General features: G+C 69.9%; 16 protein-coding genes. 5 read left to right on the top strand and 11 right to left on the bottom strand.

What is annotated here, in order from left to right:
- Nucleotides 1-2 precede the first annotated feature (2 nt).
- Nucleotides 3-674: a response regulator transcription factor gene (locus tag K340_RS0122340; RefSeq protein ID WP_029138328.1), complete on the bottom strand. Its 672-nt coding sequence runs from the start codon at nucleotides 672-674 to the stop codon at nucleotides 3-5.
- A gap of 451 nt (nucleotides 675-1,125) precedes the next feature.
- Here K340_RS0122340 and K340_RS32445 point away from each other — a divergent pair, with 451 nt between their 5' ends.
- From K340_RS32445 to K340_RS32440, 3 genes are all read left to right on the top strand, one after another.
- Nucleotides 1,126-2,091 carry a glutamate ABC transporter substrate-binding protein gene (locus K340_RS32445; protein ID WP_037366390.1) on the top strand — a complete coding sequence of 322 codons (966 nt, stop codon included), beginning with the start codon at nucleotides 1,126-1,128 and terminating at the stop codon, nucleotides 2,089-2,091.
- A gap of 73 nt (nucleotides 2,092-2,164) precedes the next feature.
- Entirely contained in the window at nucleotides 2,165-2,869 is a 705-nt protein-coding gene (locus K340_RS0122325; RefSeq protein ID WP_051267226.1) for an amino acid ABC transporter permease, read from the top strand.
- Nucleotides 2,866-3,780, top strand: coding sequence for an amino acid ABC transporter permease (locus K340_RS32440; RefSeq protein ID WP_051267224.1), 915 nt, complete (start codon nucleotides 2,866-2,868; stop codon nucleotides 3,778-3,780). The genes K340_RS0122325 and K340_RS32440 overlap by 4 nt, the downstream gene beginning before the upstream one ends.
- A 15-nt stretch (nucleotides 3,781-3,795) precedes the next feature.
- Here K340_RS32440 and K340_RS0122315 read toward each other — a convergent pair whose 3' ends face one another.
- Nucleotides 3,796-5,451 carry a GTPase gene (locus K340_RS0122315; RefSeq protein WP_029138326.1) on the bottom strand — a complete coding sequence of 552 codons (1,656 nt, stop codon included), beginning with the start codon at nucleotides 5,449-5,451 and terminating at the stop codon, nucleotides 3,796-3,798.
- Entirely contained in the window at nucleotides 5,448-7,178 is a 1,731-nt protein-coding gene (locus K340_RS0122310; protein ID WP_029138325.1) for a dynamin family protein, read from the bottom strand. The genes K340_RS0122315 and K340_RS0122310 overlap by 4 nt, the downstream gene beginning before the upstream one ends.
- A gap of 341 nt (nucleotides 7,179-7,519) precedes the next feature.
- Between K340_RS0122310 and K340_RS0122305 the strand changes: the two genes are divergently transcribed.
- Nucleotides 7,520-8,347, top strand: coding sequence for a hypothetical protein (locus K340_RS0122305; RefSeq protein WP_029138324.1), 828 nt, complete (start codon nucleotides 7,520-7,522; stop codon nucleotides 8,345-8,347).
- 135 nt (nucleotides 8,348-8,482) lie between these two features.
- On the opposite strand, the gene K340_RS0122300 is transcribed toward K340_RS0122305, so the two are convergent.
- From K340_RS0122300 to K340_RS0122270, 7 genes are all read right to left on the bottom strand, one after another.
- On the bottom strand, nucleotides 8,483-8,932 hold the full coding sequence (locus K340_RS0122300; RefSeq protein ID WP_029138323.1) for a flavodoxin family protein: 450 nt from the start codon (nucleotides 8,930-8,932) through the stop codon (nucleotides 8,483-8,485).
- A gap of 77 nt (nucleotides 8,933-9,009) precedes the next feature.
- The gene (rny, locus tag K340_RS0122295) at nucleotides 9,010-10,884 is read right to left on the bottom strand and encodes a ribonuclease Y (RefSeq protein ID WP_029138322.1); all 1,875 of its coding nucleotides are present in this window, start codon (nucleotides 10,882-10,884) and stop codon (nucleotides 9,010-9,012) included.
- 224 nt (nucleotides 10,885-11,108) lie between these two features.
- On the bottom strand, nucleotides 11,109-11,738 hold the full coding sequence (locus K340_RS0122290) for a regulatory protein RecX (RefSeq protein ID WP_029138321.1): 630 nt from the start codon (nucleotides 11,736-11,738) through the stop codon (nucleotides 11,109-11,111).
- A gap of 26 nt (nucleotides 11,739-11,764) precedes the next feature.
- Nucleotides 11,765-12,805, bottom strand: a complete 1,041-nt coding sequence (recA, locus tag K340_RS0122285; protein WP_029138320.1) for a recombinase RecA — start codon at nucleotides 12,803-12,805, stop codon at nucleotides 11,765-11,767.
- Nucleotides 12,806-13,066: 261 nt separating this feature from the next.
- Nucleotides 13,067-13,276, bottom strand: coding sequence for a DUF3046 domain-containing protein (locus K340_RS0122280; protein WP_029138319.1), 210 nt, complete (start codon nucleotides 13,274-13,276; stop codon nucleotides 13,067-13,069).
- A gap of 55 nt (nucleotides 13,277-13,331) precedes the next feature.
- The gene (locus K340_RS34705) at nucleotides 13,332-16,181 is read right to left on the bottom strand and encodes an Hsp70 family protein (RefSeq protein ID WP_051267221.1); all 2,850 of its coding nucleotides are present in this window, start codon (nucleotides 16,179-16,181) and stop codon (nucleotides 13,332-13,334) included.
- Nucleotides 16,182-16,419: 238 nt separating this feature from the next.
- Nucleotides 16,420-17,247 (bottom strand): PspA/IM30 family protein, encoded by an 828-nt coding sequence (locus tag K340_RS0122270; RefSeq protein ID WP_029138318.1) that lies wholly within the window; start codon nucleotides 17,245-17,247, stop codon nucleotides 16,420-16,422.
- 363 nt (nucleotides 17,248-17,610) lie between these two features.
- On the opposite strand from K340_RS0122270, the gene K340_RS0122265 reads away from it, so the two are divergent.
- A complete protein-coding gene (locus K340_RS0122265; RefSeq protein ID WP_154674426.1) occupies nucleotides 17,611-19,593 on the top strand; it encodes a substrate-binding domain-containing protein in 1,983 nt (660 codons plus the stop codon).
- Between the two features lie 20 nt (nucleotides 19,594-19,613).
- Here the strand turns inward: K340_RS0122265 and K340_RS0122260 are convergent, their stop codons facing one another.
- Nucleotides 19,614-20,921, bottom strand: a complete 1,308-nt coding sequence (locus tag K340_RS0122260) for a GNAT family N-acetyltransferase (RefSeq protein ID WP_051267219.1) — start codon at nucleotides 20,919-20,921, stop codon at nucleotides 19,614-19,616.
- Between the last annotated feature and the right edge of the window lie 80 nt (nucleotides 20,922-21,001).

The following is a 21,001-nucleotide window of genomic DNA, read 5'->3' as shown; positions in this document are numbered from 1 at the left end:
CGTTACTCGGCCGTCAGCGCGTACCCGATGCCACGCACGGTCTCGATCAGCCCGGCGACGCCGACCTTGTTGCGCAGCGAGGCGATGTGCACCTCGAGACTGCGCCCCATGCCGTGCCAACTGGTCTGCCATACCTCGCTGATCAGCTGCTCCCGACGGAGCGCGATTCCCGGGTGCCTGGCCAGCGCGGCGAACAGGTCGAATTCCTTCCTGGTGAGCATGACGAGTCGCTCATCCACCCACAGCTTGCGCGCCGCGCGGTCCAGCCGGACGGTGCCGATCTGCACATACCGGTCCGACGGCCGGTCGGCGGTGTGGCTGATGTGCCGCCGACCCACCGCCTCGATGCGGGCGATGAGTTCGCGGAGGTCGAACGGCTTGACCAGGTAGTCGTCGGCTCCGAGTCCCAGCAGGTGCACCATCGATCCCATTTCCGAGCGTGCGGTCACGACGATGATCGGCACGTCCATCCGGCGGCGCAGCCGGATGCACACCTCGTTTCCGTCCATGTCCGGAAGGCCGAGGTCGAGCAGCACCATGTCGACGGAGCCGTCGCAGCGATCCAGCGCCTCGGTGCCGTTGTCCGCACCGGTGACCTCGTAGCCGTGTCGGCGCAGGACAGACCTCATGGTGCCGGCCACCCGGAGGTCATCTTCGACCACCATCACATGCATCTGCAGGTCTTCCTTACCTTCGCGGCCATGCCGCATGGCATCGGCAGCGGCCCGCCCGCGCCCTCCGCAAGCGACCGTAACCGCTTGCGGCACACACGTTATCACGAGGGTTCACCCGCTCGGGCGTCACCCGGTCGGGCGGGCAAACGGGTGACGGGACCACACCGGCCGGTCACCCTCCGATGCTGCCGCCGGCCCGCCATGACGTCATTCCTCAGAAGCCGATCAAGGATTGCGCAGGGCGGATGGCGATCCGAGGGACATCTGCCAGGCTCGCACCACTATCAGAGATAGTCGCCGACGTCCGCCATCGACGTCGGCGGCCAGCTCCTGCCGGGAAGGACCAGCAGCCAGTGCTCGCGAAGGATTTCCTGGGCAAGATCCTGACCCACTAGTACGACCACCCGGGCCGGGAGATCCCCGGCCCCGCCATCCGAAAGGAATGACGGACATGAAACTCCGACAGTTGGGCATCACCGTGGCACTCGCCGCGGTCGCCGCGTTGACCCTGGGCGCCTGCGGCAGCGACAAAGCCGCCGACACCAGCACCCCCGCCGCCGGCAGCGAAACGTCAGCCGCCGCCGACACCTCAGCGGCCGACACCTCCGCCGCCGGTGGGGACTCCTCCGCCGCGGACACCTCAGCCGCCGGCGGCGGCGACGCCGCCGCCTCACAGCTGCTGACCAACGCCAAGGCCGGGAAACTGACCATCGGCGTCAAATTCGACCAACCCGGCCTGGGCCAGAAGAACCCCGACGGATCCTTCTCCGGCTTCGACATCGACGTCGCCCGCTACGTCGCCAAAGAACTCGGCGTCGACGAAGCCAAGATCAACTTCGTCGAAACCAAATCCGCCGAACGCGAAGACAAGATCGCCAAGGGCGAAGTCGACTACATCGTCGGCACCTACTCCATCACCGACACCCGCAAAGAAAAAGTCAACTTCGCCGGCCCCTACTTCCTGGCCCACCAAGACCTACTGGTCAAAGCCGACAACACCGACATCACCGGCCCCGAAACGCTGAACGGCAAAATCCTCTGCTCCGTCACCGGCTCCACCTCGGCGCAGAAGGTCAAGGACCAGTTCGCCACCGAAGTCGCCCTGCAAGAATTCGGCACCTACTCCGAATGCGCCGCCCAGGTCAAAGCCGGCGTCGTCGACGCCCTCACCACCGACGACGTCATCCTGGCCGGCTACGCCGCCCAGGACCCCGGCGTGTTCCGCCTCGTCGGCAAGGGCTTCTCCGACGAGAACTACGGCATCGGCCTGAAAAAGGGCGACACCACCGGAGAAGACGCCATCAACACCGCCCTGAAGAAAATGGTCTCCGACGGCTCCTGGAAAGCCTCCCTGGAAAAGAACGTCGGCCCCTCCGGCTACACCATCCCCGACCCCCCGGAAAACCTGACCTCCTGACCAACGCCACGGCCGGGCGGACGTCGACGACGCCCACCCGGCCGTTTCGGCCCTTTCCCTGCGGGAGCAGCCAGTGGATTTCAGCTTCCTGTCCAACCCTGATTACCCGATCCTCAAGGCCTTCTGGGGCAACATCCAGCTGACCTTCTGGTCGGCGATCGGGGCGCTGATCCTTGGCACCGTGTTGGCCGGCATGCGGGTCAGCCCGGTGCCGTTGATGCGCGGGTTCTCCACGGTGTACGTGAACATCGTCCGGAACACCCCGCTGACGCTGATCATCATCATGATGTCGCAGGTGCTGTACACCCAGCTCGGGCTGAAACTTGCCTCCCGCGGGGCCGGCGCGCAGGGCGCCATCGACTTCCTCTACAACCAGAACTTCCGGCTGGCGGTGCTCGGCTTCATCCTCTACACCTCGACGTTCGTCAGCGAGGCGATCCGGTCCGGCATCAACACCGTGCCGGCCGGCCAGGCCGAGGCCGCCCGCGCGATCGGGATGAAGTTCACCCAGGTTCTGGGAATCGTCGTACTGCCGCAAGCCTTCCGGGCGGTGATCGCCCCGCTGGCCAGCGTGCTGATCGCACTGATCAAGAACACCACGGTGGCCGCGGCCATCTTCTCCGCGGAGATCGCCGGTCTGATGGCCACCATGATGGAGAACGAAGCGGACAAGTTCGTCGCCATCTTCATCATCATCGCCGCCGGGTTCATCATCCTGACCCTGCCGGTCGGCATCCTGCTCGGCCGGGTCGCGCAGAAGGTGGCGGTGAAGCGATGAGCAGCAATCTGGCTGTCCTCTACGACATCCCCGGCCCGAAGGCTCGGCGCCGCAACCTGATCCTCACCATCGTCTTTCTGATCCTGCTCGCCGCGGGTCTCTGGTGGGTCTACGCCAAACTCGACGCCAAGGGGCAGTTCGACTGGAAACTCTGGAAGCCGATCTTCCAGGCCAACACCTGGACCACCTATCTGTTGCCCGGTCTGTGGAACACCATCAAGGCGGCGCTCATCTCGGTGGTCATCGCGCTGCCGATCGGCGCCCTGCTCGGCGTCGCCCGGCTGTCCGACCACCGCTGGGTCCGCTGGGTCGCCTCGGTGATCGTCGAGTTCTTCCGGGCCATCCCGGTGATCATCCTGATGGTCTTCGCCTACACCCTGTGGTTCACCGTCTTCGGCTCGTCCAGCCCGCTGGCCTCGGTGGTGATCGGCCTGGTGCTCTACAACGGCTCGGTGCTGGCCGAGGTGTTCCGGGCCGGGATCCAGTCGCTGCCCAAGGGCCAGACCGAGGCATCGATGGCGATCGGACTGAGCAAGTCCCAGATGATGGGCCAGATCCTGCTCCCCCAGGCGCTCACCGCGATGCTCCCGGCGGTAGTCAGCCAGCTCGTCGTCATCCTCAAGGACACCGCCCTCGGCGGCCTGCTGCTGATGGGCTACAACGAGCTGCGGCGCGCGGCCAACACCGCCGGCACCAACCTCAAGGACCAGCTGCAGATGTACGTGCTGATCGCGGTGGTCTACATCGTGCTCAACCTGCTGCTGACCAGCACGGCATCACTGCTGGAGAAGCGGTTGCGCCGGGGCAAGCGGGGTCCGCGGGAGCTGGCCGTGATGATGACCGGCGCCGAGGCCGGTGGTGGCCCGTCCATGGTGGTCACCGACGAACAGGGCAACCAGACGATCGCCTGATCGGCTGGGCCGCGTTCATCGGCCGGAGCGCACCGCCTCCAGCGCCCGTCGGGTCTCCCGGTGCTCGGCCAGCACCCGCTGCACCGGCTGCAGGATGCGCTGCTCGGCGAGACTCGCGAGCCCGCGATCCAGGAGCGCCGCCACCCGGTCCCGACGGCGGCGGGCGCCGACCGCGATCGCCGGCCGCAGCAGCAGGGCCAGCGCCAGCCCGACCACCGCGCCGCCGAGCAGCAGCAGGGTCGGCCAGGGCAGCGGGCCGAGGTACGGCGTGTTCGGCGGCGGCACGTGCAGCCAGCCGAGCACGGCGAGCACCAGCAGCCAGACCAGACCGGCCGTCGCGGCGGCGGCCAGCAGCCACTGGATGGCGCCGATCACCCGCCACCACGCGGGTTTCCGCATGCCCAGATCCGCCTCGCCGACCACCCGGTCGAGGCCGTCCGCCAGGTCGACCTGCGGTGGCCGGGCAGCGTCCTCGACCGCGGCGGCCCAGCGCGGAGGCAGACCGGCCGACGCTGCGTCGCCGAGCCGGCGGGTGGCCAGGTCCAGCTGGGTCAGCGCGGCCGGGGTCGGTGGTGGCAGGGAGGTCCTGGCCACGGTGTCCGCGGCATCGGCGCGGCCGCCCGCGCGGCCGATCCGCAGCCGGCGCAACGGGTCCGGCCGGAACCGCCGCAACCAGCGGGTGAACGGCCAGCCGACGGCGCCGGACGCGTCCCGCCGGTAGCCTGCCTCGACCGCGGCCAGCACGGTTGGCACTCCGGCGGCCGCGGCCATCGCCGCGGCCAGGCCGCCGTCGCGGTGCACCGTCGCCGGGTCGATTTCGCCCGTGCCGATGTCCGCCGACAACTCGACCGCCACCGCGTCCAGATCCGCCGACAGCCGCTCGGCGGCCGCACTGCGCCGACCGACCGCCTGCGCCAGCGCACCTCTCAGGGTTTCGATGCCCTGCCCGGTGACGACCGACGTCGGCAGCACCTGCACGGCGTCCAGTCCGTCAGCCCGCAGCAGCCTGGTCAGGTCCGCGGCCGCGGCTCGCAGCTGCTCGGGCGTCAGCCGGTCGGCCTGGTTCAGCACCACGATGGTGACGGCATCGTGCCCGGCCAGCCGGGACAGGTATCGCCGGTGCAGGGCGGCGTCGGCGTATTTCTGCGGATCGGTCACCCAGACGAAGACGTCGACCAGTTCGATCAACCGGTCGGATTCGGCGCGGTGCGCCGTCTCGGTGGAGTCGTGGTCCGGGAGGTCGAGCAACACCAGCTTGTCCAGCGACGCCTGCTGCCCGGTGGCCGCGATCAGCTGCCGCCGGGGCACCGCCAGCCAATTCAGCAGCGCCGACGGTTCGGCCGCCTCCGGGTCCGCTTCCCAGATCGCGGCCGTCGCCGTCGAGGTGGTCGGCCGGCGCACCCCGACCTGGGACACCGCCGAGCCGCAGATCGCGTTGAACAGGCTGGATTTGCCACTGCCGGTGGCACCGGCCAGGGCCGCAACGGTGTTGTCACCGGCCAGCGTCAGCCGCTGGGACAGCTTGCCGATCAACTCGTCGGCGCGCCGCGCCGACACCTCCCCCAGCCGCGGGCCGCCCACCTGCAGCACCTGCTGCAGCGCCGTCACCCTGGCAGCCAGATCCGGCCCGCCCCTGCGCTTTCCGCTCCTGCCGCGGCCGAAGATGTTCAACGGCTCATCGCCACCGCTGCGGCCAGCCGATCGAGGTCGGCCGGCGTCGGGCCGTCGGCCGGTCCGGCCAGCACCGCATCGAAGCGGGCCCGGTCGGCGTCCAGCAGCTGCCGCCCGCGATCGACCAGGTCCTTACGGGCCTGGCTGACCAGGGCGCGCACGGCCTGGTCGCCGAAGGCGGCCTCGAGTACCCGCTGGGCGAGAACCGCTGTCCCACCGGCAATCCCGACCTCCGCGCCGGTCAGCCCGGCGGTCTGGGAGAACGTCACCAGCATCAGCAGCACGCCGGTACCGTTCACCCCGTACGACAGCACCCTGGCCCCGGTGCGCTTGCCCTTGCCCTCGGTGCGGACCAGTTCCAGCACCCCGGCCTGCCAGTCCCGGACCGCCCTTGAGACCCGGTCCGTCAGCCCCGGCACCGTGCCGAGGAGTTCCGGATGGCCGGCGAGCAGCGCCGGCCCGCCGGCCCGGCTCCGCCACCGCCGCAGCACCTCGTCGGCGGCCAGTTCGACCTGACCGGCTATCAACTGCTCGACGCCGGACTGCAGCGCGCCCGCAACCTGTTCTTCCGGGCGGGGTTTGCCGGTGACGGTCGACACCATCCGGTCCCGAACCCGGCCGATCCGCGACTCCAGTTTCCGCATGAACTCACCGGTGCCGAGGAATTCCTGCCACCGGGCCAGCACCTCGCTGCGCAGCAACGAACCGTCCGCCAGACCCTCAGTGATCCGGCCGGCAGCATCGGCGTACACCTCGTCAATCTGCTGACCGAGTTCGGCGATGGCCCGGCGCTGATCGTTGGCCGCCGCGGCCAGCGCCTGCACCCGTCCCAGCATGGCCTGGATCGCGCCGGTCAGGGTCTGGCGCACGACCGCCTGCCGGGCGGCCGCGTCGTGGGCCAAGCCACCGAGCCAGCCCTTCAACGGCTGCACCACCGGCGGCGGCAGCAACCCGGCACCATCGACCGCGACCTCGGGGATGACGAACAACGGCGAACTGCCGAGGCCGTTCTGCTGCAGCATCCACTGCAGATGCCCGGCGATGTCGTCGGTCGCCTGCGGCGGCACCCGATCCAGCACGATCGCCACGGCGGCTTGCCGGGCGGCCGCACCGGCCAGGAAGTCCCACGGCACGGCGTCGGCGTAGCGGGCCGCGGTGGTGACGAACACCCAGAGGTCGGCGGCCGCGAGCAGCTGAGTGGCCAGTGCCCGGTTGCTGCCGACCACACTGTCGATGTCGGGGGCGTCCAGAATGGCCAGCCCGGCCGGCACCGCGTCGGTGCCGATCAGCTGCAGCGATCGGATCGGCTCGTCCGGGGCGAGGGTCACCGGCCCCGTGGACCTGGCCAGGGACGGCAGGATCCGTTGGTCGGTGAAGTACCCGGCATCGGCCGGATGGTGCACCAGGACCGGTGCCCTGGTGGTCGGCCGGATCACTCCCGAGCGGCTGGCCGGAAAGCCGAGCAGGGAATTGACCAGAGTGGATTTGCCGGCGCCGGTGGAGCCGCCGACCACCGCCAGCAGCGGCGCGTCCACTGCCAGCAGCCGAGGCAGAACGTAGTCGTCGAGCTGGGCCACCATGGCCTGCCGGTCGGCCCGCGCCCCCTCGACGCCGGGCACGTCCAGCTCCAGTCGGAGGTCCGTCAGACCACGACGAAGCTGCCGAAGGGAGCCGAGCAGCGTCGGCGGCCCTTGGCGTCGTTCACCGGATTGCTCACTGGGCGTCATCGACCGCCAGCCTGCCGGTCCGCTGCGCTGTCCGCCACCCGGGGGGTCATCCCCCAGGTGGCGGGCGGTTGTCCGTGACCCGCGTGGCGGAGCGGTTGTCCGGACAGGTGTGCGCTGCCTGCGGTGTTCGCACCGATGGGTGCTGATGGTGGTGCCGAGCACCGTCGACCGGGCACCGGCGTGACCGGGCGTCGAGGATCTGTCCGGACGAACCAGCCACGCTCGGTCAATCCGGCTACTCCGGGAATCCGCCGACGGGCCGCTCACCTCTTGCAGGTCAGCAGTCCCGTTGGTCACCGCGCCGACCGTCGGCGGCGGTACGCACCATTCCCGGAGGACACATGCCCGCACGTTCGGTTCTCACCCTCACCGGGGCGATCGTCGCCGCGGTGGTGGGCTTCAGCGTCACCACCGTCTCCGCGGCCGCTCCCCCGCCGACCCTGCCGCCTGGGCCGCAGACGGTGAGTGCAGTGCCGCTGGCCGCCCCGGGCAACCAGCCCTCGCACGAGGACGTTTACGTCCCGATCACCCCCTGCCGGATCGTCGATACCCGCAAGGCCGTCGGGAAGTTCAACAGCACCACGACGCGCAACTACTACGTCACCGGCACCTTCGGCTTCGCCCCACAGGGCGGCAAGACCGGCGGCTGCGGCATCCCCAAGGGCGCCACCGCGATCGCTGCCACGCTGACCGCCATCACCCCCACCCACGCCGGCTACTTCCGCGCCTGGCCCAACGGCCTGGCCGAACCGGGGGCGACCCTGCTGAACTACAGCACGGTCAACATCGGCACCGGGGCGAACGTCAGCCTGTCGACCACCGCCGGACAACCGCTGCGGGTGAAGAACTACGGCGGTCCGTCCCATCTGGTGATCGACGTGAGCGGCTACTACGTCAAGCAACTCGGGGTGCTGATCACCTTCGACGGCAGTCTCTATTCCGGAAGCTCCCGGGCGATCTCGTCGAGCCGGTTGGGTGTCGGGGTCTATCTGGTCCAGTTCGACCGCGACGTCAAGTACTGCAGCGCAACTGCCTCGGTCTACGTTGCGGACCAATACGCCTCGACCACTACCTACTACGGCTCGTCATCCGACACGGTGCAGATCCGGGTGTTCAACGCGGCAGCTGTTCCGGCCGACCAGTCCTTCTATCTGAACGTCCTGTGCTGATCGCAGCGAACAGCACCAGGACCAGCGCAGTACGGAGCATTGCCCCTGCGCTGTCACGACAACGGGGTGGCGGTGCCGGGAGCAGCCGGCATCGCCACCCCGATGTCGACCCTCACCCCGGTTCGCGCCGAGGTGTCAGATCAGGCTGGCCGCGAGGACGCCGCCGAGATCCTGGCAGGCAGCTCGATCCGCCGCGGTGGGCGACCCGATCACCCGGACCGGCTCCGCCACCTGCTGCCAGCCGAGGCCGGTGACGATCCGGTGCACGGCGGTCAGCGCACCGTCGACATCGTTGTTGCCGTGCACGTACAGCCCGTACGGGCGGCCGCGGGTCGCTTCCAGGCACGGGTAGTAGACGGTGTCGAAGAAGTGCTTCAGTGCACCGGACATGTAGCCAAGGTTCGCCGGGGTACCGAGCAGGTATCCGTCCGCCTGCAGGACGTCGACCGCAGTGGCGGTCAATGCCGGCCGGCAGCGCACCTCGACGGCGGCCAGCTCGGGATCGCCGGCGCCGCGGCGGACGGCCTGCAGCAGTTCGTCCAGCGCGGGTGACGTGGTGTGGTGCACCACCAGCAGCCGGGGCATGGCTCAGCGGAGCCCCTGCTGCTCGTCCCTCGCGCAGGTCGCCCGCCCTGCATCATGATTCGCACCGCTGCGCTCGCTCACCGCGCCACCTCGGTGGCCCGCGACTCACGGATCACCGTGACCCGCACCTGGCCGGGATAGGTCAGTTCTTCCTCGATCTGCTTGGCCACCTCGCGGGCCAACAGGTGCGCCTCCAGGTCGTCGACCACATCGGGCTTGACCATCACCCGCAGCTCCCGGCCGGCCTGCATCGCGAACACCTTTTCCACGCCCTTCTTGGTGGCCGCGATCGACTCGATCCGCTCCAACCGCTGCACGTAGGCCTCCAACGATTCGCGGCGGGCGCCGGGACGCCCGCCGGAGCAGGCATCCGCGGCCTGGGTGAGGACGGCCTCGACGGTACTCGGCGGCACCTCGTCGTGGTGTGCCTCGATGCAGTGCGCAACGTCTTCCGACTCGCCGTACCGCCGGGCCAACTCGGCGCCGACCGCCGCGTGCGACCCCTGCGCTTCGTGGGTCAGCGCCTTGCCGATGTCGTGCAGGAAGGCACCGCGGGCGGCGACCGTCGGGTCGATCCCCAGCTCGGCGGCCATCGACCGGGCGATGTGCGCGGTCTCCACCAGGTGCCCGAGCACGTTCTGGCCGTAGCTGGTGCGGTACTTCAGGTGCCCGAGCAGGGTGACCAGCTCGGGGTGCAGATCGGAGATGCCGACGTCCAGCATCGCGTCCTCGGCGGCCCTGGCACACCGCGCCTCGACCTCGTCGAAGCTCCGCTCGTAGGCCTCCTCGATGCGGTGCGGATGGATCCGCCCATCCTCGATCAGCATCTCCAGGGTGACCCGGCCGATCTCCCGGCGGACCGGATCGAAGCAGGACAACAGCACGGCTTCCGGGGTGTCGTCGATGATGACGTTGACCCCGGTCACGGTCTCGAAGGTGCGGATGTTGCGGCCCTCGCGACCGATGATCCTGCCCTTCACCTCGTCCGCCGGCAGATGCACCACCGAGACGACGGTCTGTGCCGTCTGGTCGGATGCCACTCGCTGAATGGCGTCCGCGACGATGGCCCTGGCCCGCTGTTTGGCCGTGGATTCGGCCTCCGACTCGATCCGCCGCACCAACATCGCCGCATCCCGGCGGACGACCTCCTCCTGCTTGCCGAGCAATTCCGCCCTGGCTGCCTCGGCCGTCAGCCCGGAGACCCGGACCAGCTCCGCCTCCAGCAGTACGGCCTGCTCGTCCAGTCCCCTGGACCGCTCGGCCACCTGTTCGCCGAGGGTGGCGAGCTGCTCGGCCTCCAGCCGCAGCGCATCCTCCTTGCCCGCCACCTTCGCCCAGGCACGACTGACCTCGGCCTCGTCCGCGCGAACCCGTTCGCGATCCGCCGCCAGCCGCCGCTGGTCCTCGGCGAGCGCGTCCGTTGACGCCGCGATCCGCTGTTGGGCAGCCTGCAGGTCGACGCGTTCGGCGGCCAGTGCCGTCGCGGACTCCGCCGCCAGCCGCGCCTTGTCGCGCGCAATCATTCTCCGCTGACGATCGATGTCGGCCCGGGCATCGCCGAACGACGCCTCGGCTTCCTGACGACCCTCGGCCCTGGCCCGCTCCACCGCCCGCCCGGCGGCGTCGGCTTCGGCCCGCGCCGCTCTCGCAGCCTCTTGGGCCTGCTCGAGTTCCGCGGTCCGGGCGGCCAACAGCTGTCTGCCGGCAGCCAGCTCCTCGTCCGCCGCCGCCGACCGGGCTAATGCTTGGGGGCTGTCCTGCTCGCCGTCGTCGGCATGCCTGCCGGCGGGCTCTGCCCGAGCGGTCAGCGCCTTGTCCAGCAGCGCCGTGAGGCGCGCTTCGTCGAGCGCCGGCCGTTCCGGTGCGGTTGTCCGGGACCTGGTCTGCAGCAGAACGACCACCAACAGGATGACGACCGCGACGGCCAGGATGACGACGAGGGTTTCGGTCACCGGTAGCTCCCTCCTCGTCGGTCCGACTCGGAAACCGAGCGGACTATCTCAGGAGGTCGGTGGTACACCAGCTACGCCTGCCGGGCTGTCTGCGCCGGCGAGGCGGTCCTGCACCCGAAACTCCGGGCCGAGGCGACCGTGGCGGCCGCTGCGTGGCCGCGGACCGTTGGTCCGCGATCGTGACACTCCTGTGACTTCGAGACTAGGGATGACACGTCAAGGGGTCAAGACGACTGACCGTCGCCGCCGCCCTGGCCGGCACCGGACAACGCGTCGTCGACCACTTTGCTCGCCAGCGAGGGCGAGTACCCACGGCGGGCGAGCAGCCCGAGCAGCCGGCGCCGGGCGGCCTGCGGACCGGCCGCCAAGGCCGTCCCGAGCCGCTTGCCGACGAGTTCGGCCGCCCTGCGCTCCTCGTCGTCGCCGTCGATGCCCGCGACGGCCTGGTCGATGTCCTCCGCCGCCACCCCCTTGCGGTGCAGCTCCATCCGCAGCGCCTGGCGGCCGAGCCCGCGATCGCGGTGCTTGGCCCGGACGAACATCTCGGCGTAGGCGCGGTCGTCGATCAACCTCAGTTGCTCGAATCGGTCGAGCACCACGCTCGCGATGTCGTCCGGAATGTCCTTGGACCGGAGCTTGCGTTCCAGGGTGGCCCGGGATCTGGGGCCGGCCGCGAGTTGCCGCAGCACCACCTCCCGGGCCTTGCTCGACGCCTCGCCGTCGGGAACGGTGACGGCCGGAGACTCCGGTTCCGACCCGACGGCGGCGAGCTCGGCAACGAGCGCCGCGAGCGCCGCCGACGGGTCGGCGTCCCTGGGAGGGGCCCCGTCGCGCGGGGCGGATGGGGACGACATGGTGGTGATCCGGGTCTACCGCCGGATCAGAAGTCGACCGGCGCCGGCGCCGGCTCGGTGTCGACGTCGAGCCGGGCACCGACGCCCAGCTTCTCCTTGATGCGCTTGTCGAGCTCGTCGGCCATGTCCGGGTTCTCCTTGAGGAACGTTCGGACGTTTTCCTTGCCCTGGCCCAGCTGCTCGCCCTCGTAGGTGTACCAGGCGCCGGCCTTGCGGACGAAGCCCTGCTCGACGCCGACGTCGATCAGCGACCCCTCGCGGGAGATGCCGCTGCCGTAGATGATGTCGAACTCGGCCTGCTTGAACGGCGGGGCCACCTTGTTCTTGACGACCTTGACCCTTGTCCGGTTGCCGATCACGTCGGTGCCGTCCTTGAGCGCCTCGATCCGCCGGATGTCCAGCCGGACAGAGGCGTAGAACTTGAGCGCCTTGCCGCCGGTGGTGGTCTCCGGCGAACCGAACATCACGCCGATCTTCTCTCGCAGCTGGTTGATGAAGATCATCGTGGTGTTGGTGTTGGACAGCGCGCCGGCGATCTTCCGGAGCGCCTGCGACATCAGCCTGGCCTGCAGACCGACGTGGCTGTCGCCCATCTCGCCTTCGATCTCGGCCCGGGGCACCAACGCGGCCACCGAGTCGACGACCACCAGATCGATGGCACCCGAGCGGATCAACATGTCCGCGATCTCCAGTGCCTGCTCGCCGGTGTCCGGCTGGGAGACCAGCAATGCATCGGTGTCAACGCCCAGCGCCTTCGCGTACTCGGGGTCGAGCGCATGCTCGGCGTCGATGAAGGCGGCGATCCCGCCGGCCGCCTGGACGCTGGCCACCGCATGCAGGGTGACAGTGGTCTTGCCGGAGGATTCCGGGCCGTAGATCTCGATGATCCGGCCGCGGGGAAGACCGCCGATCCCGAGTGCCACATCCAGCGCGATCGATCCGGTCGGGATCACCTCGATCGGCGCCCGGCCCTCGTCGCCCAGCCGCATCACCGAGCCCTTGCCGAACTGCTTCTCGATCTGCGCTAGCGCGATCCCCAGTGCCTTCTCGCGATCCGGTGCCGTCATGGCTGACTGCCTTTCCTGTGTGAGTGCCGGCGGTGCCGGTCGATGCCTGATCCGTAGGTCGGATGGTGCTGTTCCGCGGTGATTCGGTGTTGTCGCCGACAGTAGGACCGGGCACCGACAACGGACTGCATCGCTCGCTGTGTTGTGGAAGAAACGTGCTGTGTGGACAGTTCGCCGGCTCGGCGGACACGTCAAACTCTAGCCGTACAGGTGTTCGATGCAAGTTTCCCGGTGGGCGTGTCGCCACGTTCCGGGGTGCCGTCAGTCCGGCAGCCCGTGGCGCATCGCGGCCGGCACCTCGAAGTCGATGCAGACCTGCGCCCAGACGCTTTTCGGGCTGATGCCGGCGTCCAGCGCCTGGTCGGCGGTCCGTCCGCCGAGTTCGGCGAACACGTGGTCCTTGGCGACCGAAGGGGCCCGCAGCGGCCCGAACTGGGCGGCCATCAGGGCACGGAACTCGGTCATGCGCACGGCCAGAGCCTACCGATCGGTGGTGACGGCCGGACCGGCGATCCACCGCAGCCGGTCATCGGTTGATCGGCAGCAACGAGCTCTTCCAGAAGGTGTCCATCGCCATCGTCAGCGACTCGCCCTCCACCGTGGCCCCGGCCGCGCCCTGGCCGGTGGCGTAGACCACCACCGGCATGTCGTCGAAGGTCCAGGTGACGGTGGCCGTCCGGCCGTCGTCGGACAGCGAACTGACCGCGGTCCCACGCCGGCCGGCCCGTTCCCACGGCACCTTCTTTCCCGATTTCGCCAGCGCCGCGAACACCTGCTCGCTCTTGGCGGTGTCGGAGAACTGCAGATAGATCACCGTCGCGGTCATCAGTGAAGGGGTGAACCCGCAGCCCGCGACCACGCTCGGGGCGACGTCCTCACCCAGATCCTTGAGGTTGTCCAGGCTCGCGCCGGTGAAGCAGGTCGGCTTCAGCGACGGCGCGTTACCGGCCAGCATCAGCAGGCACGGGGACATGTTGTTGGCGTCCAGCGGAGCGTCAACGCACTTCGTCGGATCATCCGGCCGCACCGTCGACTCGTTGACGCTGGTCGTGGTCCCGGCCGACGTCGAGCTCCCGCCGGTGGCGGTGCCGGTGTTGGTGTCGGTCGCGTCGACGCCGGTGTCCGCGAGCACCTTCGTGCAGGCCTGCTCGGTCAGGGCAAGCCCGCTCTGCTCCTCGAAATAGCTGCGGAGTTCGGCCTCAGGGATCAGGCTGCCGGCCCCCGGCGGCCGCAGCATGCCCAACAACGGGCGCCCGGTGTCTTCCCAGAGCAGCATCGGCTCGCCGTCGTCGGTGGAGGTGCCGAACACAAATGCGCCCCGCGACTCGGTCCCGATGTAGCTGCCGCAGGTCTTCGGCGTCAGCTGCGGCTCGGCCCCGAGCATCGCCTCCCAGAGGACATCGCGGCTGCCGCCGCTGGTGTTCTGGAACAGGATCGCCAGCTTTGTCTTGTCCTGGCTGAAGCAGGCCGTCCACACCGTTGCGAGCGTCGTGAACGCCTGTGCCTCCTCCTCGGTGATCCCCAGCTTCTTCGGGTCGATCGTGCACTCGGCCCCGGTCACCAAGCCGCCGGCGAACGATGCCATGCACGGCGTCAGCCCCTGGTCGTTCACCGTGTCGACCTTGCACTTGGTGGGGTCGACCTTGTCCGATGACACCGTGGTCGTGGACGCACCGGTCGTGGACGCACCGGTCGTTGATCCGCCCGTCGACGATGTCGGGCTGGTGCCGGATCTGGAGCCGGTGCCCTGGGTCGACGTGTCGGTCCCCGGCCCAGCCTCGGGCGTTCCGCGGGTGGTCAGCACGACGATCACCGTGGCCGCGATGATCGCCACCACCGCGGCGGCGATCGCAATCACCGCACCGCGGCGGGACTTGCGCCGCGGTGGCGCCGCACCCCGGCCGGGTCCGGCGCCGGCCGACGACCCGTTCGGGCCGCTCGGCCCGCCCGACCCGCCAGGTCCGCCAGGTCCGCCAGGTCCGTTCGGTCCGTTCGGTTCGTTCGGGCGGGAACGGTCCGGCCCGCCCGGCGCCCAGTGCTGTTGCACCGTCCGGGACGGCTCCGAAGGGAACGGCACCGCCGGTGACGGTCCAGACGGCACCGCGGCTGACGGGCCGGCGGCCGACGTACCCGACTGCGCTGACGGCCCTGACTGCCCCGACTGCCCCGACTGCCCCGACAGCCCCGACTGCCCCGACTGCCCCGACAGCACAGCAACCGACGGGCCCGAAGTGGCACCGATCGGCGGAGCGGCCGCTGCCGGTTGCTGCTGCACCGACGCCCACAGCGCGGCGCCCAGCGCGACGGTGGCCTCCGGTTGGTCCAGGGTGGTCGGAACCACCCCGATGCGTTCGCCGATCTCGGTGGCCACCAACGGGATCCGGCTGGATCCGCCGACCAGGTAGATCCCGGCCAGCTGCCGCGGCGTCACCCCGGCACGGTCGATGGTGCGAGCCAGCACGTCGACGGTGCGGATCACCATCGGCCGGATCAATCCCTCGAACTCGTTCCGGGAGATCAGCGCGTCGCTGAACGGCTGCGGCAGCGGCACCTCGGCCTGTGAGTACCGGGACAGCGTCTCCTTGGCCGACCGGACGTCCTCGGCGATCGCCCTGGCCGCCCGCCGATCGGCCGAGCTCTGCGGCCGCAGCAGGTTCCGCCACTCGTTCGGCCCGGCGGCCGAGCTGGTGCGGCCGAGGTGGTCGAGCACCGCCTGGTCGAAATCCACGCCGCCGACATCGATCAGGCCGTCGTCCGCGGCCACCGCGTACCGTCCGTCGGCGGTGGTCACCACCGCGCAGTCGAAGGTGCCGCCGCCGAGGTCGTAGACGGCCAGCGGCCGGCCACCGACGGACGCCCCCGCCGCCCGCTCGCCGGCGTCCTGCAGGGAGCCGAAATGCACTGCGGCGGCGACCGGTTCGGGCACCAGCGTCACCCGCTCGGCCAGGCCGGCCCGCCGGGCCGCCGAGGTCAGTGCCGCGCGTCTGGTCGAACCCCATCGGGCGGGATGACTGAGCACGGCCACATCGGGCGACCGGCCGTCCAGCTGTCGCTGCGCCTCTTCGGCAACCCGGCGCAGCACTGCCGCGATGGCGTCTTCGACGGGCACCACGGCGCTGCCCAGCAGCATCTCGCCGTCGTCGATCCGGCGTTTCGGGTTCGGCTCGAACCGCTCCGGGGCCAGTCGGGCGCGACGCTCGGCGTCGCGTCCGACGGTCAGGCCGCCGTCGTCGGTGAGGAACACGGCTGACGGCAGCCAGCTCGAGCCGTCGATCGACAGGATCCGCGGCGCCCGGCCCGGGACCGCCAGCGCCGCAACCGTGTTCGAGGTACCGAAATCGACCCCGATCACCACCGGTCCGGTCGCCCTGGTCATCGCCGTACCCCCGAGGAGAATGCCCTGCCAGGGCCCTTCGCCGTCATCTGATCTCCACTGGCTCAGTCCTGCCCTCTCACTCCGGACCGTCGGGCGAGATCCTCACCGTTCGCAGTGTGTCACGCCGGTGGCGCAGAGGGCGGCGAAACCCGGACAAACGGCGCCGGCCGGAGCGGGTGTGCTCCGGCCGGCGCCGACGTGATGTGGGACTGCGGGTGGGACTGCGTGTTGAGCTGCGTCAGTTCTGCTGGTTCGGCTGCTGCTGCGGCGCCGCCTGCTTGGTCACGTCGGGCGTTGCCGGGGTCGTCGACTGGTCGATCGCCCTGGTCTGCTGCGCGGCGAGTTCCGGGTGCAACTGCTGCCTGAGCTGTTCCAGGCGCGACGAGCCGGCCATGTCCAACGTCGACTTCTGCACCTCGATCATCCGGCCCTCGACGGAGTTCTCGGCCAGTTCGGCGGAGCCCAGCGCGTTCGCGTACCGGCGCTCGATCTTGTCCCTGACCTCGTCCAGGGTCGGCGTGTTCCCCGGCGCGCCGATGCTCTGCATGCTCTGCATCGACGAGGAGATCTGTTCCTGCATCTTCGCCTGGTCCAGCTGGGAGAGCAGCTTGGTGCGCTCGGCCAGCTTGGTCTGCAGCTGCATGGCGTTGTTCTCGACGGCCTTCTTCGCCTGTCCCGCCGCCTGCAGGGCCTGATCGTGCATGCCCTTGAGGTCTTCCATCTGCTGCTCGGCGGCGACCAGCTGGGTGGCGAAGGCGGTGGCGGTCTGCTCGTACTCGGTGGCCTTGGCCGAGTCGCCCTTGGCCCTGGCCTCGTCGGCCAGCACCAGCGCCTGGCGGGCGGACGCCTGCAACCGCTCGACGTCGCCCATCTGGCGGGTCAGCTTCATCTCCAACTGCCGCTGGTTGCCGATCACGGCGGCGGCCTGCTGGCTCAGCGCCGCGTGCTGCCGCTGAGCATCCTCGATGGCCTGCTGGATCTGCACCTTCGGGTCCGCGTACTCGTCCACCTTCGACGAGAACAACGCCATCAGGTACTTCCAAGCCTTGACGAACGGGTTGGCCATATCGGTTCGGATCCTCTCGCGCGAACCGCCCCGGGCAGGGCGGTGTCTGCTCCATCGTGTCAGGTACTCGGCACAGCTTCCACCCCGTAACCGCATCCTGGGGGATCTTCAGGGCATTTCCTCGGGCGACGAGGGGCTGCTCAGGGATCTCCCTGACGCGGTACCGGGGATCGGTCACCGGGTGTGGTCGTCGTCGGCCGCACGGCGCACCGCATCGTTACAGTGAACACTTCGAGCACCGGATCTGCGTTCTCGGGTCGGGTCATTCACCCGATCGGCTCGACACCGGCAACCGATCGCTGCGGCGATGACCGCATCCGCGGTCTGCCGACCGCACGGCAACGATCGTCACAGGAGGGTTCGATGGGTCGGCATATCGCCGAGGGACGCAAGCGCGGCATCGCCGGTTGGCCGATCCTGGTGCTGTCGGTGATCGTCGTGCTGGTGGCCGGCACCATCGCCTACTTCGCACTGCTCCGCAACCACGACGCCGCGGACACCGGTGAGTGCACCGGTAGCGCCACCCTTCCGCTGCTCGCTTCCTCGGGCGCCTCGCCGGCAGCCAGGGCGCTCAGCGACGCCTTCAACGCCACCCTGCCGGTTGCCCGCTCCACCTGCCTGACCACCAGCGTCACCAGCCTGCCGGGGCCGACCGCGGCGGCCGCCCTGATCGACCACTGGCAGGGCAGGTCCGAACCCGCTCCTGGGGTGTGGCTGACCGACGACGGCAGCACACTGCTGGACGTCGATGCGCAGGCGTCAGATCTGACCGCCGGCCGCGACGCCGACCCGCTGGCCACCTCACCGGTGGTACTGGCGATGCGCGACGCCGACGCCGCGCGGGCAACCGGACTCAGCTGGCAGAAGCTGCCGTCCGAACTCGGATCGGGCGGGTCGGCGCGCAGTGCCGACGGCAAGCCGATTCCACTACGGCTCAGCGATCCGCGGACCAACCGGGCGACCGGGTACGCCGCGGAGTCGATGCTGGGTTCCGACGGAGCGGCCGTCACCGTCGCGAAGGTCGAGCGCGGCGCTGCCGAGCTCCGGTCGCTACGCACCGCCGGCACCGATCAACCCACCACCGGCGACGCCCTCGATCAGCTCGCCGGCGGCAACTCGCCCGGCGCCGTCCCGGTGACCGAAGCGGACCTCGCGGCGTTCAACACCGGCAACGACTCGGCACTCGCCGCCGTTTATCCGAGCGGGCCGACGGCCGGCGATCAGCTGTTCGCGGTGGCACTGTCCGCCGACTGGGTGACCCCGACCGTGCGGGACGCGGCCAGCCAGTTCACCGCGTTCACCAGGAGCCCGCAGGGCACAGCGGTACTGACGGCCGCGCATTTCCGGGTGCCCGGGGCGAAGTCTTCCGCCGGCAGCGGCGTCCGGAGCAGCACACCGGTCACCCCGCTGCCGCCGGCCGACGCCGGAGTCAGCGCCGCCGTCGCGGCGGCGCTCGGGTTCCCGGGCAGCATGCCTACGGTGCCGGGCGATGGCGCCACCGGCAGCCCGCCCGCGGTCAGCTCGTCAACCACCGGCGCCGCGACGCCCTCGGTGTCCACCGGGGCCGGTGCCGGGATCATCGCGCCGCCGACCGGTTCTGCCACCGCAACCCCGCGCACCACAACACCCAAGAGCACGTCGACACCGAGGAGCACGGTGGCCACCACGACCACCGCGGTCAAGCCGACCACCTCGAGCGGCTCCCGGCCACCGGCCACCACCCGCACCAGTTCGGTGCATACCACCCCACCGGCAACGCCCAGCGCCAATGTCACCCTGCTGGTCGACACCGCGGCCAGCTGGGCGGCGGTGATCGACGGCAAGACCCGGATCCAGTGGTTGCAGCAGGGGCTGACGGACGTACTGGGCAACGCGGGCAACGTCGGGATCGGCCTGTGGGAGACCTCGTCGACCGCGGGTGACGCCGGTTACGCGCAGCTGGTCACCACCGGTCCGCTGACCGGCGCGGTCGACGGCGGGATCCGGAAATCGGCTCTGCAGCAGGCAATCGGGCAGCTGACCGCCGACGGCGCGAAGCGCTACTACGCCGCCACCCCTGCGGTGATGACCGAAGCGGCCACGACCGCAACGGCTACCCTGCCCGGCCGGGTGGTGTTGGTGACCGACGGCGCCGATCAGACCCCGAACACCCCGCGGGCGTCGGTGATCGCCGCCATCTCCGCCATCGCCGACGCCAACCCGAGCCTGCGGCTGGACGTCATCGGGGTCGGCGACGCCGCGCCCGGCGACGCCCTCGGCGAGCTGGCGGCCGCCGGCAACGGCAGCTACCAGCACGTCAACACCGCGGACCTGCCGGCAGCGCTGGTCGCGGCCGTCCAGCCCTGAGTAGCCGGCCGGCCGGCTGCTCAGAACGGGTCGGGACAGAACGGCTCGCGATGCCAGCCGAAGGCGGCCGAAGCAGCCGCTACCGCATCGGCGGTGTGCTCGGCGACCCGGCCCGCTCGATGCAGATCGGTCAGCCGGACGCCACCGAGGTAAACGGCACCCAGCTCCAGGATCGACAGCGACAGATCAGGCTCCGACCTCGACCTGGTGACCTCGGCATGGTCGGTACCGGCCCGCAGCCGGAACTTGCCGTTGTTGGCCGGCAGCAACGCATCCGCCACCTCGATCACCAGGTCGATCTCGGTCAGATAGCGGCGGGCCCGTAACGCCGCCGTCAGGTCGACGATCCGCAGGTACAGGCTGTCGGTGATCTCGGTGCGGACGGCCCTGGCATCGGTCACCAGATGCCGCAGCGGTTCGTCAACGGGTGCGTTGCGCATGCGGAACGTTCTGGCCAGGTCGAGGTCGAGCAGATATCGCCAGAGGCCGGCAACCGCGCCGGGATCGTCGGCGCGTACCTCGTTGATGCGTACTTCGCCGATCGGGCCCGTCTCGTCCGAATCTTCCTTGAACCGATAGTAGGCGAACCCGTCGACGTCACCGGAATCGCTGTAGTGCAGCACATATCGCAGCTCGGAGGCTCCGCCGCGGCTGAACTCGAAATCGAAGAGGTAGGCGTCCCACCACACATCGGTGCGGTTGAGCCCACCCGGCCGATCTGCCCGACCAGCTTCGTGCAGGGCCCTGGCGACCGAGAGGAACTGCTCCCGGTCCACTTCGTCGACCGAGCCGGTCGGCTGCACCCCCGGCAGGAACTGCAGCCGCTGGTTCTCACCGTTCAACCGGGCCCTGGAAACCGCAGGGGCGTAGCCGAACCGGCCGTAGATCAACGACTCCGTCGCCCAGAGCGCGGCCAGCGGCTCGCCACGCCGGGCAACGTCCTCGAGCTGGTGCTTCATCATCGCGGTGAGCAGACCGCGGCGGCGGAACGGAGGCGAAACGGTGACCACCGACACCGCGGCCACCGGCAGATCGGCGCCACCCGGCACGCTGATCGACCGGCTGAACGCACAACAGGTGGAGACCCATCGCGCGCCGTCGGTGAATCCGAACGTCCGGCCGTTCTCCAGCAAGCCACGATCGAATTCGACGATCTCCGGCCGGTCCTCCTCCTGGAAGCCTCGGGAAACCGCTGCGTGGTAGGCCTGGTACGTCCGATCGGTGACGTACTTCAGCTTCGGTTCGACCAGGTGCGGCGGTGTCGGCCGCTTCGTGCCGGCCTTCCTGCCGCCGGTGCGGGTGGGCTTGCTGCTCTTGCTGGATGCCATCGGTCCATTGGACCGGATCGGCACCGCTGCCCGCCACCTGATTGGTTTCCGCCATCACGACACCACCGACCATGCCACCG

This window comes from Nakamurella lactea DSM 19367 (assembly GCF_000426645.1).
Lineage (GTDB): Bacteria > Actinomycetota > Actinomycetes > Mycobacteriales > Nakamurellaceae > Nakamurella > Nakamurella lactea.
This window is presented reverse-complemented; position numbering and strand designations above follow the sequence as displayed.

Coding starts and splice junctions, on each gene's coding strand:
- K340_RS0122310 (WP_029138325.1), bottom strand. CDS start 7,178: ATGACGCCCAGTGAGCAATCCGGTGAACGACGCCAAGGGCCGCCGACG.
- K340_RS32440 (WP_051267224.1), top strand. CDS start 2,866: ATGAGCAGCAATCTGGCTGTCCTCTACGACATCCCCGGCCCGAAGGCT.
- K340_RS0122270 (WP_029138318.1), bottom strand. CDS start 17,247: ATGGCCAACCCGTTCGTCAAGGCTTGGAAGTACCTGATGGCGTTGTTC.
- K340_RS32445 (WP_037366390.1), top strand. CDS start 1,126: ATGAAACTCCGACAGTTGGGCATCACCGTGGCACTCGCCGCGGTCGCC.
- recA (WP_029138320.1), bottom strand. CDS start 12,805: ATGACGGCACCGGATCGCGAGAAGGCACTGGGGATCGCGCTAGCGCAG.
- K340_RS34705 (WP_051267221.1), bottom strand. CDS start 16,181: ATGACCAGGGCGACCGGACCGGTGGTGATCGGGGTCGATTTCGGTACC.
- K340_RS0122340 (WP_029138328.1), bottom strand. CDS start 674: ATGCATGTGATGGTGGTCGAAGATGACCTCCGGGTGGCCGGCACCATG.
- K340_RS0122265 (WP_154674426.1), top strand. CDS start 17,611: ATGGGTCGGCATATCGCCGAGGGACGCAAGCGCGGCATCGCCGGTTGG.
- K340_RS0122300 (WP_029138323.1), bottom strand. CDS start 8,932: ATGCCCCGGCTGCTGGTGGTGCACCACACCACGTCACCCGCGCTGGAC.
- K340_RS0122305 (WP_029138324.1), top strand. CDS start 7,520: ATGCCCGCACGTTCGGTTCTCACCCTCACCGGGGCGATCGTCGCCGCG.
- K340_RS0122290 (WP_029138321.1), bottom strand. CDS start 11,738: ATGTCGTCCCCATCCGCCCCGCGCGACGGGGCCCCTCCCAGGGACGCC.
- K340_RS0122260 (WP_051267219.1), bottom strand. CDS start 20,921: ATGGCATCCAGCAAGAGCAGCAAGCCCACCCGCACCGGCGGCAGGAAG.